General features: G+C 34.8%; 16 protein-coding genes. 11 read left to right on the top strand and 5 right to left on the bottom strand.

The window, feature by feature from the left end; genetic code table 11:
- Window positions 1–93 precede the first annotated feature (93 nt).
- The 4 genes from BSF41_RS08725 to BSF41_RS08705 all read right to left on the bottom strand — a co-directional run bounded on the left by BSF41_RS08725 (window position 94) and on the right by BSF41_RS08705 (window position 6,442).
- Window positions 94–1,080: an alpha/beta fold hydrolase gene (locus BSF41_RS08725; protein WP_095929118.1), complete on the bottom strand. Its 987-nt coding sequence runs from the start codon at window positions 1,078–1,080 to the stop codon at window positions 94–96.
- A 587-nt stretch (window positions 1,081–1,667) separates the two neighbouring features.
- Window positions 1,668–2,081: a cupin domain-containing protein gene (locus BSF41_RS08720; protein ID WP_095929117.1), complete on the bottom strand. Its 414-nt coding sequence runs from the start codon at window positions 2,079–2,081 to the stop codon at window positions 1,668–1,670.
- A gap of 54 nt (window positions 2,082–2,135) precedes the next feature.
- Entirely contained in the window at window positions 2,136–3,443 is a 1,308-nt protein-coding gene (locus BSF41_RS08715; RefSeq protein WP_095929326.1) for an epoxide hydrolase family protein, read from the bottom strand.
- A 464-nt stretch (window positions 3,444–3,907) separates the two neighbouring features.
- Window positions 3,908–6,442 carry a hypothetical protein gene (locus BSF41_RS08705; RefSeq protein WP_253251785.1) on the bottom strand — a complete coding sequence of 845 codons (2,535 nt, stop codon included), beginning with the start codon at window positions 6,440–6,442 and terminating at the stop codon, window positions 3,908–3,910.
- 520 nt (window positions 6,443–6,962) lie between these two features.
- Here BSF41_RS08705 and BSF41_RS08700 point away from each other — a divergent pair.
- Together BSF41_RS08700 and BSF41_RS08690 are read left to right on the top strand one after the other, a co-directional pair.
- The gene (locus BSF41_RS08700; RefSeq protein ID WP_095929114.1) at window positions 6,963–7,379 is read left to right on the top strand and encodes an OsmC family protein; all 417 of its coding nucleotides are present in this window, start codon (window positions 6,963–6,965) and stop codon (window positions 7,377–7,379) included.
- A 209-nt stretch (window positions 7,380–7,588) separates the two neighbouring features.
- Window positions 7,589–8,353, top strand: coding sequence for an alpha/beta hydrolase (locus BSF41_RS08690; protein ID WP_095929112.1), 765 nt, complete (start codon window positions 7,589–7,591; stop codon window positions 8,351–8,353).
- Window positions 8,354–8,463: 110 nt separating this feature from the next.
- Here the strand turns inward: BSF41_RS08690 and BSF41_RS08685 are convergent, their stop codons facing one another.
- A complete protein-coding gene (locus BSF41_RS08685; RefSeq protein WP_095929111.1) occupies window positions 8,464–9,432 on the bottom strand; it encodes a hydrogen peroxide-inducible genes activator in 969 nt (322 codons plus the stop codon).
- 485 nt (window positions 9,433–9,917) lie between these two features.
- Between BSF41_RS08685 and BSF41_RS08680 the strand changes: the two genes are divergently transcribed.
- From BSF41_RS08680 to BSF41_RS08650, 9 genes are all read left to right on the top strand, one after another.
- Window positions 9,918–11,723, top strand: coding sequence for a type VI secretion system Vgr family protein (locus BSF41_RS08680; RefSeq protein WP_095929110.1), 1,806 nt, complete (start codon window positions 9,918–9,920; stop codon window positions 11,721–11,723).
- A 7-nt stretch (window positions 11,724–11,730) separates the two neighbouring features.
- On the top strand, window positions 11,731–11,904 hold the full coding sequence (locus BSF41_RS23720; protein WP_172426872.1) for a hypothetical protein: 174 nt from the start codon (window positions 11,731–11,733) through the stop codon (window positions 11,902–11,904).
- The gene (locus BSF41_RS08675) at window positions 11,894–13,081 is read left to right on the top strand and encodes a glycoside hydrolase family 19 protein (protein ID WP_095929109.1); all 1,188 of its coding nucleotides are present in this window, start codon (window positions 11,894–11,896) and stop codon (window positions 13,079–13,081) included. Before BSF41_RS23720 ends, BSF41_RS08675 begins: the two co-directional genes overlap by 11 nt.
- Window positions 13,056–13,655 (top strand): hypothetical protein, encoded by a 600-nt coding sequence (locus BSF41_RS08670; protein ID WP_095929108.1) that lies wholly within the window; start codon window positions 13,056–13,058, stop codon window positions 13,653–13,655. The genes BSF41_RS08675 and BSF41_RS08670 overlap by 26 nt, the downstream gene beginning before the upstream one ends.
- Window positions 13,656–13,662: 7 nt before the next feature.
- The gene (locus tag BSF41_RS23715; RefSeq protein ID WP_172426871.1) at window positions 13,663–13,800 is read left to right on the top strand and encodes a hypothetical protein; all 138 of its coding nucleotides are present in this window, start codon (window positions 13,663–13,665) and stop codon (window positions 13,798–13,800) included.
- On the top strand, window positions 13,790–14,521 hold the full coding sequence (locus BSF41_RS08665) for a hypothetical protein (protein WP_095929107.1): 732 nt from the start codon (window positions 13,790–13,792) through the stop codon (window positions 14,519–14,521). The genes BSF41_RS23715 and BSF41_RS08665 overlap by 11 nt, the downstream gene beginning before the upstream one ends.
- A gap of 99 nt (window positions 14,522–14,620) precedes the next feature.
- Window positions 14,621–15,319: a hypothetical protein gene (locus BSF41_RS08660; RefSeq protein ID WP_095929106.1), complete on the top strand. Its 699-nt coding sequence runs from the start codon at window positions 14,621–14,623 to the stop codon at window positions 15,317–15,319.
- A gap of 161 nt (window positions 15,320–15,480) precedes the next feature.
- On the top strand, window positions 15,481–16,215 hold the full coding sequence (locus BSF41_RS08655) for a hypothetical protein (RefSeq protein ID WP_095929105.1): 735 nt from the start codon (window positions 15,481–15,483) through the stop codon (window positions 16,213–16,215).
- Between the two features lie 255 nt (window positions 16,216–16,470).
- On the top strand, window positions 16,471–17,619 hold the full coding sequence (locus BSF41_RS08650; RefSeq protein WP_095929104.1) for a hypothetical protein: 1,149 nt from the start codon (window positions 16,471–16,473) through the stop codon (window positions 17,617–17,619).
- Window positions 17,620–17,698 lie beyond the last annotated feature (79 nt).

Raw genomic sequence — 17,698 nt, 5'->3', positions numbered from 1 at the left:
TTTTTGTGTAAAATGTTATTTGTAAAATGTGAAATGTTTATTGATATTGATTTTTGCTATTGAATTTGGAATTTGGGATTTAAAAATTGGAATTTACTTAGAGACATCAATTATCGCTTGTGCAAACGCCTTTGGATCTTCTTGCGGAACGTTGTGTCCGATTCCTTTTAAAACTCTGTGTTCGTATTTTCCGGTGAATTTGTTGGCGTACGCTTTTCCATCCGCGAAAGCGCCGTCAAAATCACTTCCTATTGTAATGGTTGGCACTTTAATCTCTGGTTTTGCAGCAAGGCGTTTTTCTAGATTATCGTATTTTGTTTCTCCTCCTTCAAGAGATTGTCTCCATCTGTAATTATGAATCACAATCGCTACATGATCTGGATTATCAAAAGATTGAGCCGTTTGATCGTAAGTTGCTTTATCGAAATTCCATAACGGAGAAGCGATTTTCCAGATTAGTTTATTGAAATCGTAAGTGTTTTGTGTGTAACCTTGTTTTCCCCTTTCGGTTGCGAAATAATATTGGTACCACCATCCTAACTCAGCTGTTGGAGGAAGCGGTTTTAAATTTGCTTCTAGATTCACCACCAAATAACCACTTACTGAAACCAAACCTTTTAAGCGTTCTGGCCAAAGTGCCGATACTACAACCGCAGTTCTCGCTCCCCAATCGAAACCGCCAATTACAGCTTTGTCAATTTTCAGTGCATCCATAAAAGCGATAATATCACTTGCTAAAGCAGCTTGTTGACCGTTTCTGAAAGTATCTTTCGAAAGAAAAGTCGTAGTTCCAAATCCGCGTAAGTATGGTGTAAAAACGTGATAACCTTTTGCTACTAAAATCGGAACGACTTCATTATAACTGTGAATATCATAAGGCCAGCCGTGAAGCAATATTACTGGAGTTCCGTTTGACGGACCTGCTTCTGTATACCCCACGTTTAATAATCCAGCATTAATTTGTTTTAAAGTTCCAAGTGAACTGTTTACTTCAATTGTTTTTTGTTTTGAAGTTTGTGCTTGAGTGAAAGCTCCATTCATAAAAAGAATAGCGATTAGAATATTAGATAGTGTTTTCATAATTTTTATTATTTGATTAGTTGATTATCAGTTAATTTCTTCGTCAAAGGTATCTTGACATTGTTTGTTTTAAAAGGTAAAAAAAGGTGAAGTGGACAAAGTTTAGGTTGAAATGGACAGACTTTAATTTGGGCAATTTTAACGCAAAGAGCACAAAGGATTCGCAAAGCGCACAAAGATTTTTTTGAGTTGAAACTAAGTTTCTTTTAAGTTCCCTAAGCTTTGTGAAAATAAAACTTTGCGACTTCGCGTCTTTGCGAGATAAAAAAAAGACAATATTCACAAAAAAGATCGCAGAGTTCGCAAAGGTTTTTCGCAGAGAACACAAAGATTTTTTTGAGTTGAAGCTAAGTTTCTTCTGAGTTCACAAAGCTTTATCTAACATGCTTCGCTAATTTTTTTTGCCACAGATTAAAGGATTAAAATGATTAAAATCTGTGAAAATCAATTTAATCTGTGGCGTAACTTTCAACACAAAGCTTTGCGAACTTAATGTCTACTGACATTCTCTTTAAACAGAACTTCGCGTACTTTGCGAAAAAGCTTTGCGCACTCTGCGTTAAAAACTACACGCATTCAACGTGAAACTATTTTTTCATAGTCAAAATCGGTTTCCCTTTTTCCACAATATAAGTCGCCAGTTCTGATGCTTTCACATTTGTATTATTTTTAGCCGAATGCACCACGCCTGCTGGAATAAAAAGTACTTCACCGGCTTTTAAAGTCACTGGTTTTTCGCCTTCAATCTGATACTCCAACGAGCCTTCAACAACGTAAATCACTTCTTCGCCCAGATGAGAATGTTTCCCAAAAGCGGAATGTCCGTCAAAATCGATTCTTGCCTGAACCATTTCGCGTCCCGGAACGCTTAGATCATGTTTTTGCAAATCGATGCGTTTAACGCCTGTTTGTGCTGTAATCTGATTCGGAACTAAAAACGCAATGACTCCTAAAACAATAATTGCGATGATAACCCATGTTTTTTGTTTTTTCGTTTCCATGATTTTTTCTGTTTTTTAGTTTGTGTATTTTCTATTTGTTTAATAATATTTGAATTAGTGTTTTCCTCTTAAACTTCTGAAAGCATCGCGAAGTTCAACAGTGAAAATTTGTGGCTCTTCCCATGAAGCGAAATGCCCGCCTTTGTTTACCTCATTATAGTAAGACAAGTTTTTGTATGCTTTTTCAGCCCAGCTTTTCGGTGCTTGATAAATCTCTCCAGGGAATACCGTAATCGCTACTGGAATTTTAATCTCAGCTGTTTTCTGTTCAAAAGCATTAAAATTGTTATTGTTATTTTCCCAATACAGTTGAGCCGAAGAATTAGCTGTATTAGTTAGCCAATACAATGAAATATCGTCTAGCATTTCATCTTTCGTAAGTGCTTTTTCGGCATTTCCTCCACTGTATGTCCATTCATTGAATTTATCCAAAAAAAATGAAGCCAATCCAACAGGAGAATCTGTCAATCCATAACCTAAAGTCTGCGGACGTGTTACCATCATTCCAGCATAACCGCCACCTTTTGTATATAATTTGTTTAGTGAATTAAAAGCTGCTTTTTCCTTAACCGATAATCCTTGAGGAGCCGAATCACCGTCTTTTAGCGCCTTAGCAACATCAGCGGGAACTGTCGCTGGCATATTTACATGAATTCCTAATAAACCTTCTGGGGCTTGTCGCGCCATAGCATCTGCGATTACAGAACCCCAATCGCCACCTTGCGAAACGTAATGTTTATAACCTAAACGTTTCATTAGAACATCCCAAGCGTTTCCAATTTTCTCTGGCCCCCAACCCGTTCCTTTTGGTTTTTCAGAAAAACCATAACCTGGCATTGACGGAATTACTAAATCGAAAGCATCTTCTGCTTTTCCTCCGTACGAAGTCGGATCTGTAAGCGGCCCAACTACTTTTAAAAGCTCAAAAACCGAACCTGGCCAGCCGTGCGTAATAATTAGTGGCATTGCATTTTTGTGTTTCGATTTTACATGTACAAACTGAATATCCAGTCCGTCGATGTTCGTTATAAACTGAGGCAGCGCATTTAGTTTATCTTCGGCCTTATGCCAATCATAATCCGTTCCCCAATATTTTACCAGACGCTGAATCTGATTTAATTGTACCCCTTGTGACTGATCGCTAACCGTTTCTTGATCTGGCCATCTTGTAGCATTGATACGATTTCGAAGATCTGTAATCGCTTCCTGTGAAACGGCAATATGATAAGGACGTATTAAACTCTCATCATTTTTATTTTGCTTGTCTTTGTTCTGTGCGAAAGAAGCTGATGCTAATAACATAAAAGTTCCCGCAGCAATTGTTTGAATAAAAGAATGTCTATTTCCCTGAGATGTTTTCATTTTTTTGATTTTTAAATTAGTGTTATTCGTTAATTTCTTTGTCAAAAGTATTTCGATAACCCTTGATACGAAATCAGAAAATAGGTGAAATGGACAAACTCTGAGGTGAAATGGACATGCCGTGAGTTGTGATTTGTGAGAGGTAAAATGTTTGAGAATTTAACCGCAAAAAGCGCAAGGATTTACGCAATCCCGATAGCTATCGGGAGCGAAGTTTTTAATCTCGCAAAGACGCAAAGTCGCAAAGTTTTATTCTCACAGCTTTGTGTTCTCAATACTTATAATAAGTTTGACTCTAAAAATATCTTTGTGTGCTTTGCGCAAACCTTTGCGCTCTTTGCGGTTAAATAAACGGCATGTAAAGCCTTCGTGACTTCCTGCCTTTGTGGCAAAATGAGCAAAAAAAATCAGGATTAGTGTTTTACCACCATCCTGATTTTCTGAATTAAATTTAACCTTCACTTTTATCTTCTGCCTCTAAAGCCGCCTCCGCCTCTGAAACCGCCACCGCCGAAGCCTCCACCATTAAAACGGCCTCCATCTCTTTGGATATTTTGAAAATTACGCGTTTGCATTTCTCCGCGATCTCTAGAAAGAGCCGAGCGATCCAAATCGTTTGTAATGTCTGGATGTCCAGCTTCTCCGAGCGGTTTATTTGGCTGTCCGAGGGTTTGATCTGCTTTAGGGAAATTATCGCGCTGCATTCCGTCTCCGATTCGGGTTTCGCCTCCTAGATTCTGCCCAGCTTTTGGCAAATTATCACGCTGAATTCTCTCTCCTGCCCCATTTGCTCCAAGCCCTTCATTAGGTCTGTCACGCTGAATTCTCTCTCCCGCTCCATTTGCACCAAGTCCCTGATTCGGTTTATTACGCTGAATCGCATCGCCCGCTTTTTTGGACGAACCCAAAGTTCCTGCTTGCGTCCAGCCACCATTTCCATTATTGTAATGACTCCAGTTTCCGTTGGCATCTCTTTTATAAACATGTCCATCGTGACCAGCGTACACATTATTATTGGTATGAATCGTAGTTCCACCACCTCTTCTATGCGTAATTACACCTTTATTTCCACCCGAAGTTTCATAACCAATTGCCGTACCGCGTCGCGTTGTAATATGACCTGTCTGCGCCCACTGATTTCCGTTTGTAGCAGCCGAATGTCCCCATTGTGCATACGCATTATGTCCTTGGTTGGTTCTCGCATAATTTCCCGTCCACGGATTATAAGTACTTGCAGCAGTGCGCCCGCCATACCAACCCTGAACACTTGCAGAACGCCCGTATCTTCCCGTTGCAGGATTATACCAAGCCGAAGTTCCAGCTGCGCCATAAGGTCCGTAAACGCGTCTTCCTGCGGCATAACCTCCCGTCCACGGATTGTAAACCGCTCCTCCTCCATACGCATAAGGCCACGGACGATAAATTGGATACAGTCCGCCATAATACATATAAGGCGGATAATACCATCCTGTGCCATAAGTCAATATCGCGCCGAATGTTGCACCAATAATAAAAGCACCTAAATAACCCGCTGTTGCACTACTTTCTACCGTTGTATCGGTTGTAGTTTGCGTTACATACGTTACGTTGTATACTGGCGAACTTGGCGGAATCGTATATATTTCTTTCGGCACAGAATCGCATGTTTTCCAAGGTCCGTTCGGATTTGTCGACATAAACCAAACCGCCTGAAAACACAAATAATACAAGTCGCCTACCTTTATAATCTTCTCTTGTGTATTGCTTGCATATTGCATTTTGGTTCCGTCAATAGGTTTAAACTGAGGCGTTCCTCCATCATACGCTACTTTTACTTTCGCTTCAGCATCCGATTTCTTTAAAATAGCCGTTGTTGGCACTTGCGATAACATTACCGCATCATTGGCTTCCTGCGTTCCTGGCACCGATGACAATACATTGGCACGCGGAGAATCTTTCGGAATTTTAGCAAAATCGGCAGGAAGACTATTACTGGCATAACTCCACGGTCCAGTTAACTCTTTAGACTTAAACCATCTTCCAGACAATAGTACATAATACTGACCTTTGTTTTCATCGGCAAAAATATCATTTTCAGTATTGTCAATATATAGTAATTTAGTTTCTGGAATTTTAACGAATTTCGGACTTCCGTTTATCGCAATCAATTCAGCAGGTTTATTGCTGTAGAAAACCTCTGGAGCGTTTCCAGAAGAAGGCGGCGGAATCATTTTCTTAACATCATCAAAATTCTGTCCCGAAGGCAGATTACTTAAACCCGAAGGGAGTTTGGTAGTTTTAGTCCATTTACCCGCGATATTTTTCGAAGTCAGCCAGATATTCTCTACCAATAAATAATAATCTTTTGTGGTTTTATCAAAAAACAAATCCCAATTGGTATTTACCACATATTGGATATCCGATTTTTCTACAGGCACCAAAACCGGTTCACCTTGCACAATAAGCAAAATGGACGGATTCGTACTGTAAAAAATCGCAGGAGGATCGTTTTTAGCCGCAATTCCTTTTGGCGGACTTTTGGTATGACTTAAATCTGCCAAAATACGATCTACCGAAATAGGATCTCCGCTCTGAGGCAACGTTTCTTTAAACAGCTTTTCCATTTCAGGAACTTTCTTTTCATCAAGAGCTGGAAACCGGATATCGGTTACCTGAATATTTTTAATAAAAGCACTTCGGTTGTCTTTGTCTACCAAAGTTTCCGCTTTTAAAGAAGCCACACCCAAAACCTGTTTTCCGTCTTTTGGAGTCAGCGAAAAAGCTACTCTCGCTGTAAGTTCCTTAAAATCTTTCCAGTCGTCTACCTGAGGCTGATAATAAACTAGTTTTGTACCGTTATTTTCGGCTTCCCGAGGCCAGCCACGATCTGCAATTAATGTAGAGTCGGCAGTATCAGACTTTCCAGTTTCAGAACTTGACTGCTCAGCATCTTTATCTTTTTTGCAGGAGAACAAAATTGCACTCAAACAAACTCCAATTATTAGAAAAGCATTTCTCATAAATTTAAAAGTTAGATTATTCATTGAAAATTTATTTTCTCGATCGTCTTATAAAATTCTTTCGTATAAAATTAAATTCACAGCATAAATAAAACTACAAATCGGTCGCTTACTTTGTTTCACATTATAATTTGAAACCAAATAAGTATCTAAATGCTCTTTCTTTTCTCAAACAAAAATTTTTAATCTGCTTCTAATAAGGTAAGCTAAAATGAAGCATTGATATTGATTAGGAGCTGTTTCCTGCTATCCGCTATATCTTTTCCTTGCTAAAGAAGCAAGAAAAAGGATACCGCTCCTATCAGGGCTAGGGCACTCATTTCCAAAAGGAAGTTTTACAGAAAATTATTATTTAAAGTGTTTTGTGTTCTAACCTCAATCTAATCAATGATTATAAATTATTTTTATAAATACAAAAAATTATTAATTTGATTAATAAATACCTTCCCTATACCTTTGTCTCATCAAAATCAAAGAAATGATTTGAACATCTTAAAAAATAACTTAAAAAATAGAAATCATGAAATTTACAAGAAGAGCAAACGCAAACTGGAAAGGTACAGGAATGGAAGGAAAAGGAACCATTAGTACACAAAGCACAACTTTAGATAATGCACAATTATCATTCAAAACTCGTTTTGAGCAAGGTGTTGGAACCAATCCTGAAGAATTAATCGCAGCGGCACATTCTGGGTGTTTTACTATGCAGTTAAGCTTTTTATTATCTGAAGCAGGTTTCGTTCCAGAAGATTTAGATACAACAGCTAAAGTAACTTTTGAAGACGGAACTATTACTTTAATTCAGTTAGAATTGACTGGAAAAGTACCCGGAATTTCTGCAGAAGAGTTTCAGCAAACTGCTCAGAAAGCAAAAGAAATTTGTCCAATTTCTAAATTGCTGAATACTGAGATTACTTTATCAATCACTTTACTTTAAATAAATCCCAATACAAAAATCCCAAATTCCAAAGCTTTGTCTTCCTGAGCGAAGTCGAAGGACACGCCAGAAATTCCACAAAGAATATCACCAATCTTTGTAGAGTTGCTTGCGAAGATTTGCTTCGCCAGTTCGCTATCGCTTGAGTCTCCTTCGTCGAAATGACAAAACTGGGACAAAACATATTTACAATCTAAAATTTTATAAAAATGAAAACAATATTTAAAAGCTTTTTAGCATTCGCAATACTAATTTTTAGTTTCGCATTTACAAACGTAAACGCACAAACTAATCCTAAAATTAAAAATGTCGTATTGGTTCATGGTGCATTTGCAGATGGCTCAGGATGGCAAGGTTTATACAAAGTTTTGACTAAAAAAGGCTATAATGTAACCATTGTTCAAAATCCGTTGAGTTCTTTAGAAGATGATGTTAAAGCCACAAACTTAGCTTTAGACAAACAAGATGGACCAACAATTTTGGTTGGACATTCTTGGGGAGGAACAGTAATTACAGAAGCTGGAAATCACCCTAAAGTAGCGGCTTTGGTTTATGTAGCGGCTTTACAGCCTGATAACGGTGAAAATTCTGTTCAATGGTTGCAAACTGCTCCTCCAGCTCCAGAAAATGGTGTATTGCCTCCAGATGAAAAAGGAATTGCGTATTATGACAAAGCTAAATTTCACGCTGGTTTTGCGGGAGACTTGAGCAAAGAACAAGCCGATTTTATGTATGCTTCGCAAGGTGCTTTTCATGCGCAAGGTTTTTTAACACCAATAACTAAAGCTGCTTGGAGAACTAAACCTTCTTACGGAATCGTAGCGACTGAAGATAAAAGTATTGTTCCGAGTATTCAGCACGCAATGTACAAACGTTCTAACACCAAAATCACTGAAATTAAAGGTAGCCACGTGGTATTTATTTCTCAACCAGAGAAAGTGGCGAATGTGATTATTGAAGCATCTAAAAATTAAATTCCAATATTTTAAACTCCAAATTCCAATGGATTGGGGGAAATTTCAAAATAAAAATTCCAAATTCCAAGCTGTACAGTTATTGGAATTTGGAATTTTTATTTTGTAATTTAACTCGACTTACTTACAGCTTTTATAAAATAAGGCGAATCGTTCCAGCGGATTTTTTTATAATTGAAATCTTTTTTCAACGATTCGGGAAGGCAGTTCCAGATTGCTTCATTCATTTTCTCGAGTAATAATTTCTTGGAGAAGGAATCGGAAACTACTAGACTTATTTCTCTTACGGGAACAGGTTCCTTGAAAGGTTTAAAAAGTCCGCCTGATTCGTTTAAGGTCGAAAGTTTAGGGATAATCGCAAATCCTAAATGCGCTCGGACTAGATTTTTTAAGGTTTCTATCGAATTAATATCGTACGTAAATTGTTCCTTTATTTTATCGGATGTTTTTAGTCCGCAGATGTCTAACAATTGTGCGTTGTAGCAATATTCGTGATGCAATAATAACAATTCGGTTTTGTCGCCAGGCTGCATTTCGTAAAATTCATCATTCGCCATAGGATGCGTCTGATTTAAATAGGCAACAAACGGTTCTTTAAAAACAACATGTTCGATTAAATTCGGATTTCCTGTTGGCGTAGCCATAATCGCAACGTCAATTGCGCCTGTTTCCAAATCGCGCATTAAATGCCCCGTATATCCTTCTTTAATAATAAAATGCACTTTTGGCGCCGCTTCTTTCATGGCCTGAATAAACAGCGGAATCAGATACGGCGATAAAGTCGAAATAATGCCAAGTTTCAGCTCTCCTTCCAATAGATTTTTTTCGTTGATCACAAAATCACGAATTTCATCAACTTCACGAAGTATCTTTTTGGCTTTATTAATAATTTCAATTCCTAAAACGGTTGGTGTCAGTGGCACTTTATTTCGATCAAAAATCTTAATTCCGATTTCTTCTTCCAGATTTTTTAACTGAATGGTAAGTCCGGGCTGCGTTACCATACAAACTTCAGCAGCTCTTGCAAAATGCCGTTCTTCGTCTAAAGCAACTATATATTTTAACTGCTGAATGGTCATGTTTTCTAGTTTCTAAGGTACTGAGATGCTAAGGTACTGAGTTGCTCTTTTTTTTTGTTAGTTTTTTTAAGAAAACTTTGCTTTTGTTTTTATTTAGCGATTCTTAAAATACCCTATTCTATTATTTTTTTGTCTTTTAGAGGTAATCGTTATTATTTCTCCCTGTCTATATTTACCATAATACCGCACTAAAAATACTGCGCATATACCAGCAGTAAATCCAACTACATTTTAGAAATCCCCCTATCCTTCTCTATATCAGAATAAAGGATCACAAAACTATTGCATCTCATTAACCTTAAAATTAACAGCATGAGCTTTCTAGCAAACTATAAATCAACGAAGAAGAATGTAACAGCATGAGCAAATTCTAATGCTCTTATCCATAGAACTGACCGCCAAAGAATCGGTTTTCGGCAATGCCAAGTTCTTTAAAAAATAGATTTCAATTTAACCAATCACTACACTATTTAAATTTCTAAAAAATGTCAAAATTCTCCGAACAGGTACATATTACCATAGAAGGCTTTACCCAAAATGTTATCTATTACAATCTTGAGCTCTCTCAAAAAATGGCAGACCACCATCATTTTTCTTTCTTTTGGCAATACACAGGAAAACCTATTATTGCCCCGCAGGATCAGGAAAAAGCCTTTAGCAATTACATTGGCAGCGAGGTCATTTTTACCTTTAAAGTAAAAGGCATACGATTAATGTCTAAAGGAAGAATTACAAAATTAGGCTCTATCGATCTGCACGGAAGCCCAGCCGGACTGCATGTAACGGGGACAAGCCATACCATTGCTCTGGATGATATGCCGAAATCTAGAATCTTTCGCGAAAAAAGCCTCCAGCAGATTGGTCTCGAAATTTTTGCTGAAGAAAATTCGGGAGAATTTTATCAGAGAGAAGCCATTGTGCCTACTTATACCAAAGAATTCAGCTTTAAGACTCAGTACAATGAAACGAGCTTTGATTTCCTTAAACGCCTTTCTGCACGCTATGCCCAATGGTTTTATTTTGACGGAATGCGCATGCAGTTTGGCCAGATTAAAAACACCGAAATAAAACTAATAAACGAATCATCGCTGCATAACTTTGGCATAGAGGCCAACTTGGTTTCGCACAAAACTTCGTTCAGCAGCTATGATTACAATAGCGCTTCCCGCATAAAAAATGGTGCAGAAAAAACCTCCGAAGGAAGCCGAGACCGTTTTGCATCCCTTGCCGTATTTAAGCAACCTTATATTGTTAGACCCGGACTTGAAAACGGCGCATACACCAGCAACGCTCAGAATAAAGAAGAAATTGATGAAATGGTGAAAATGCAAACCGCAGGACGCGATGCCAACAGCATATTCTACAGCGGCACCTCTTATCTGCCTATAGGTTTGGGACAGACTTTTTCTATTGAAAACAAAAATGTACAGCACCATTTATTGGCTGTTGAAATTATTCACTGCTCTGAAGTAAACGGAAATTATACCTGCAAATTTAAAGCTATTCCTGCCGATGTGGCAGCGCCGCACTACACAGACGTAACGGCATTTGCTCCCGCCGAAAGCCAGCCCGCAATAGTAATTGACAATAATGACCCTGAAAAAATGGGACGCATAAAAGTGGATTTCTTCTGGAGTGGCTGGTCAAGCAAAAGCGACTGGATGCGTGTAGTACAGCCTTACTCTGGTTCTGGAAAAGGGCTTTATTTCAGACCTGAAATTGGCGAAGAAGTTCAGGTGAGTTTTGAAGGCGGCAATGCAGAACGCCCGTATGTTTCTGGTACCTATTACAACGGAAAAGAAATGCCCGATTTCTTTGATGACAAAAACCGAATTAAAGGCTGGAAACTCCCTTTTGGACAGCTTTTCAAGTTTATTGAAAAAGTAGGTATCTGGCTTTCTGACCCGAGTGGTAATGAAATTCATTTGGATGAAGAAAGCAAAAATATTAATGTAACCTCTCCTGAAACAGTTACCATACGCGCTAAAAATATTGTTTTTGAGGCTGCTGAAAGTATTACACTGAAAGCAGGATATGACATTGATAATAATGCAGATAATAATATAACACAAATCGCAGGAAATAACATTGCCATAAACGCTAGCGGAAATCTTTTCGAAAAATCTGATGACCGAACAGAAATTGCAGATGAAAACTATTTGAGAGAAGTAGGCGGAACTGCAGGAGAAATAGCCGGAAAAATAAATATTAGTACAACTCAAGACGACATTAATATATATAGTGCAAAAAATATAAACGGACATTCAGCAGAAAATTCAAGCTTTAACTAAAAAGATTATGGCAATACTAAAACAAGCAAAAAATATTATAATAAAAGCGCAGTCAGACAGTAACATTATCGTGAATAAAACTATATCAAAAAATGCATCAAAAATAGTTTTAAAAACCACTCTTGGAGACGTACAACTGATAGCATCAAAACGACTAAAAACAAACAGCAATGGCGATTAATTTTTATGATTATGTAAGCAGTTACGACTTTGTACCTTTTGCAGAGTTACAAAGCAATGATGATTTTAAAGTAATTTCTTCAAACCAATCAAGTTTAATATCTACCGCAATAAAAGAAGTTTACAAAAAGAAATCTGAGGTTACAATTGAGTTTAAAGCTGAAACCATCAAAAAAGAAAAAACGATTTTAAAGTTTAAACTCCAGAAGGCGCATCAGTATGCCAGTGATCCAGACGGTTATTTACTATACAAACTAACTGCCGTAAACGGTCAGGTTTTTGTTTCGAACCACAATAAAAAAGAAGTTGAACACGATTTAGGCGTAAAAAGATACGACGACATTGTTGAGATTGTATTTAGTAAAAACTTAATGCTATCAGTAAAATACATTGATTTTTATTATAAAGATAACTCCGATGCATGGCTTGATCTCAAAGGCGATTTACCTGATAGTTGGGAACATTGTGGGAGGGTTACGATTGGAGCAAGTTCTACCTGTTATTGTAATCGGGATTTTACGGAGGAGGAAATGAGAGAAATTGTAAAAGAATTAAAAGAAAACACCTTTTATACCGCTAAAGATCCTGCATCTAAAGAAGAAAAAAAATATCCAATTACAAATTTGCCATATCATTCAATAGATAAAATATTTCATAGAAATGGATATTCGGGTAAATTTAAAAACGAGGAAGTAATTGACAATAGCTTTAAAACATTTACAAAATCATTAAATACAATTTTTACAAAATATGAAATAAATACCTGTAAGCTCAAAATACATTTTCTCTCACAGATTTACATTGAAACTCTATATTTTTCTCAAACTATAGAAACTGATAATAATTATACCGAAAGATATGATCCTTACCGAGGAAGAGGATTTATACATCTAACATGGGAGGAAAATTACAAGAAATACAAAAATGATAATAATATGGACATCGTATCTGATTATAGTTTAGTCGCGAAAGATCTTTCTATATCTGCAGACACAGCAGGTTGGTACTGGAGAAAAGGAAGTTCAAAAGGAGATATTAATAAAATTGCAAATAAAGGAACTGTTGAAGAAGTAACACCTTATATTAATGCTCTTTCGTTTAATTTGAAAGAAAGGAAAGATGCTTTTAATATTTTAATAAAAATTTTAAAATATGAAAATTGTAATAATAAAAAATAAACTATTTTTTATTTTAACTATTCTCAGTATTTTATTAAGCTGTAAAAATGAAATAAAAAAAAATATTGCAAACAAAAAAGGCGATAATTCTACGATATATTTCAATGGCAGAGATACTATAAGGTTATTTGAAAAAAAACAAAAAGAACGTGAAGTAAAATTAATAATCAGTAATGCTTCTTATACATTGTTTTTATCCAAATTAGCTATGTGTGAAGATAATTTGACAATAGGAAAAGTAAAAAAAACAAACAGAGATCAAACTAAATTTAGTTTTGAATTTGAAGTTTTATGCAGAGATTTTTTTGAAGATTATGTATTTGACTTTGACAGTAAAACAAAAAAATATTATTTAGAAACAGTTGTCCAAAAAATCAATAAAGACGAGAAAATTATTTTATCAACTCAAACAGAAAATGATACCGTTTTTTTAATTAGAACATTTACTATAAATAAAACTTTAAAAGAAATGGATAAGACTAAAATAGATGATGCACTATTGTCAACATTTAAATTAAAAGAAAAATACCTTTTAAGAAAAGACAGCAAAAGCATAAATGAATTTATGCAGTAAATGCTAAATGGAGAACAAAGTAGACTGGAATAGAATACGCACCTATTTGGATGCAGGCTTAACGACTGAACCAATTGTATCTCCTATTCTTAAAAAATTCTACTTGTTAGACGAAGAAAATAAAAAACTAAAGAATGAGGAATAGATTAGTAATAATATGCCTGTTTTTTATTCTTTTTTCTTGTGGACCATCAAAAAAATCGAAAGAAAATAAAATAGCTTATGCAAAATATTTAGCTTCAAGAAATATTGATCCTATTAAAGTAAATGATCTTGATTATTATGATGATTTTTTCGAATATAAAAAAGAAAAGAAAAAACAAGCTTTGATTAACAATCCATATTTAAGAGTAAACCAAGTTTATGTTCACTATATAAATAGTAAGTCTGTAGAGTTTTCTGTGTATTCTGATAAAGAAACTTTTTGCTTAAGCACTTTTGACTTGGATATTGATGGGCAAATTTTAAGTTTTCCAGAAAACGGAATTGTAAAAGTGATAAGACCTATTAGAGTTGAAGATTTTGGTGATTTTGAATTGACGGGGAATATTTTAAAAACTAGAAAAAGAAGTAAAACTCCATTTAATGAATGGTATGATTATGTAAATGGCTCTATAAAAAACGATACGATTCATTTTACTGAAAAATACGTTGGAACAAATCTTTATAAATTTAAGAAAAAAGGGGTGGCAAAAGCACGTAAAACAGATTTAAAAGAAATATATCAACCAAATTTAAAAGCTGAAAAGCATGTTAATGAATATGGACTTATCTACTTTACGGTTACTGGAGAGTTTAAATTTGTTAAACAAAAAGATACAGATGAAGAAAAAATGTTTATGCTTATGGATAAAATCAAATATTGAAAAACAATACACCTATTTGGATACAGGTTTAACCACTGAACCAATTCAATCTCCAATTCTTAAAAAATTCTACTTATTAGATGAAGAAAATAAAATCAAATGAAGAAAATAAAAATTAAAAGTTTCATTTTATCATTGTTCATTTTTGTTTTTTTTAATAGTTGCAAAACCAGGATTATAAAATATGACGGAAAAAGTGATATTGCATTTAAAGAATATCTAAAAGTTAGTAATATAGAATATAAAGAACTAAATGATAGTATATATTCCAAATATTATTCTAAATATCTTAAAGATGAATTAAAACAAAAATTTGATAAAAATCCATATCTAAAAACGAACCAAGTATATGTTCACTATAGAACAAATGATTCTGTAGAGTTTTCTGTTTATTCTGATGAAGGCGTCTTTTGCTTTAGCACTTTTGATTTAGATATGGATGGAAAAATTTTAAGTATTCCTAAAAATGGCATCGTAAAAGTACTACATCCAGTACCAGTTGAATTTTTTGGAGATTTTGAATTGATAAATGATTTTATTAGAACTAGAAAAAGATCTAAAACACCATTTAACGAATGGTACGATTATGTTAATGGCAGTATAAAAAATGATACTATTCATTTTACGGAAAAATATGTTGGAACAAACGACCATAAATTTAGGAAAAAATGGCTGGCAAAAACTCGAAAAGAAAATTTTATAACTGTATATCAACCCAATTTAATAGCTGTAAAACATGTTGATAAATACGGGCTCATCTATTTTACGGTTACTGGAGAGTTTAATGTGAAGCAATAATGAGTTTCATCATTTTTTTGTGGTATATAAAAATGATTCAAACAAAGTAGATTGGGATAGAGTACGTACTTATTTAGATTCAGGTTTAACAACTGAACCAATTCAATCTCCAATTCTTAAAAAATTCTATTTGTTAGATGAAGAAAATAAAAAGAAATCAGATGACGAGAAATAGAGTAGTAATATCATGCCTATTCTTTATACTTCTTTCTTGTGGATCATCAAAAAAATCTAAAGAAAATAAAATTGCTTATGCAAAATATTTAGCTTCGAGAAATATTGCACCAATAAAAGTAAATGATCTTGATTATTATGATGATTTTTTTGAATATAAGCAAGAAAAGAAAAAACAAGCACTAATTAACAATCCATATTTAAAAGTAAATCAGGTATATGTTCATTATAGAAATAGTCATTCTGTAGAATTTTCGGTTTATTCTGACGAGAGAACTTTTTGTTTAAGCACTTTTGATTTGGATATGGATGGACAAATTTTGAGTTTTCCAGAAAACAGCATTATCACAGTACTAAAGCCAATTAAAGTTGCTCATTATGGCACTTACGAATTGACAGATAACTTTTTAAAAACTAGAAAGAGAAGTAAAACACCATTTAACGAATGGTATGATTATCTAAACGGCAATATAAAAAATGATACTATTCATTTTACTGAAAAATATGCTGGAACAAGCGATCATAAATTTAAAAAAAAATGGCTGGCAAAAACCCGAAAAGAAGATTTAAAAGAGATATATCAGCCCAATCTCGAAGCAGTAAAATATGTTAACGAAAATGGGCTTATTTACTTCATGGTAACAGGAGAGTTTAAGTTTGTTAAACAAAAAGATACAAATGAAGAAAAAATGTTTATGATTATGGATAAAGTCAAATATTGAAAAACAATACACCTATTTGGATACAGGTTTAACCACTGAACCAATTCAATCCCCCTGCTGGCGTGAGCATCCCGCTCGTGAACGCAATGTAAATCAATTTTACAACTAAATCGGCACGAGCGGGACGCTCATGCCAGCAGGGGAACTTCTAGAGTTTATGCCAAAGGAGGAATTGAACACAACTCAAACGGATTTATAGATTATTTTGCTGAAAGCTATAATTATGGTGAACCACAGAAACCTCCTTTAAAACTTATGGATGGAGCTGTTAAAGAAATTGAACTTTTAACAGCCTTAGATCTTGGCTCTGCGAATAACAAATCGGGTAAAACACAGCAGGGAATGATTTTCGGAAACACATATCATTTTAGAGTAAAAAGTTATGTAAAAAATCCTCCTAATAATCTATCAACTATTAAATGGATGATTAAATATGAAAGTCCCTCTCAAAACAAGTGGCTGGAAATACCTCTTACCGCAAAAGGGAACTCTATAAAAATTACGCTCAATGACGAAGATATGTGTGGATGCTTTATATACTTACGTGCTTATGTATATAATAAGGAAAAAGAAGCCGAATACAAGGAATGGAAACATAATCGTTTTAAGTGGTTTGATAGCATGATTGTTGAAAACGAGATAATAGAGCGTACTGATAATGGTAAGCCTTGGCTAATTGATCAATCTGGAACTTCTTTATGCGGAATGGCATGCATTTTTTATTTATTTGCCAAAGAACAACCAGATGCTTATAAAAAATTTGCAAATGAACTTTTTAGAACTGGAGTAGCTACAGTTAATAGTTACACAGTAAAACCAAGTATTGAAGTTGTAGAAAAAGAAATGATAGCAATTAGGACTACAAAAGGAATAAAATTTGTTGCAAAAGGAACAGGAATGTCATTAGTAGACTATATCACAATGGCGAGCACAAGAAACACTGACAATTCAAGTTATAAAGGAGGTGATGAAGCTTTTCACGCAATTAATTGGCCTCCACTAATGACTTCCTTAAGTGAGAATCTTTTAGGATATAAAGATGTCGTTTCAAAAGGAGTGTACAATTCCGTGAAACCTTTAGCCTATACTTCTTTAGACGTCAAAAATAAAATAGATGATATAAATGCCCAACTAAAAGCCGGATACAGACTTATATTAATGATCGATTCTGATTTGATTGATGACATATGGGATACAAAAGATTTTGATTTACATTGGGTTGTTTTGGAAACACCTATAATATGGAATTATGTACCTGGTCTTTTAGGCTCCAAAGTAGATGAGATAGATTTTAGCGTATACTCATGGGGAACTGACCCATTTGGTTCGTCAAAATACTTAAGAAAAAAAATAACGTCAAATCATTTTATGAATAATTATAATGGATATATTAAAGCTAAATAAAATGAAGAAAATTATATTGTTTTTTTTTGTACTAATATTTTCATTTTTCATTTTTCGATTTTTTTATTTTACTGCTGAT

The organism is Flavobacterium sp. ACN2, assembly GCF_002303885.1.
In the GTDB taxonomy this organism is placed as follows: Bacteria; Bacteroidota; Bacteroidia; order Flavobacteriales; family Flavobacteriaceae; genus Flavobacterium.
This window is presented reverse-complemented; position numbering and strand designations above follow the sequence as displayed.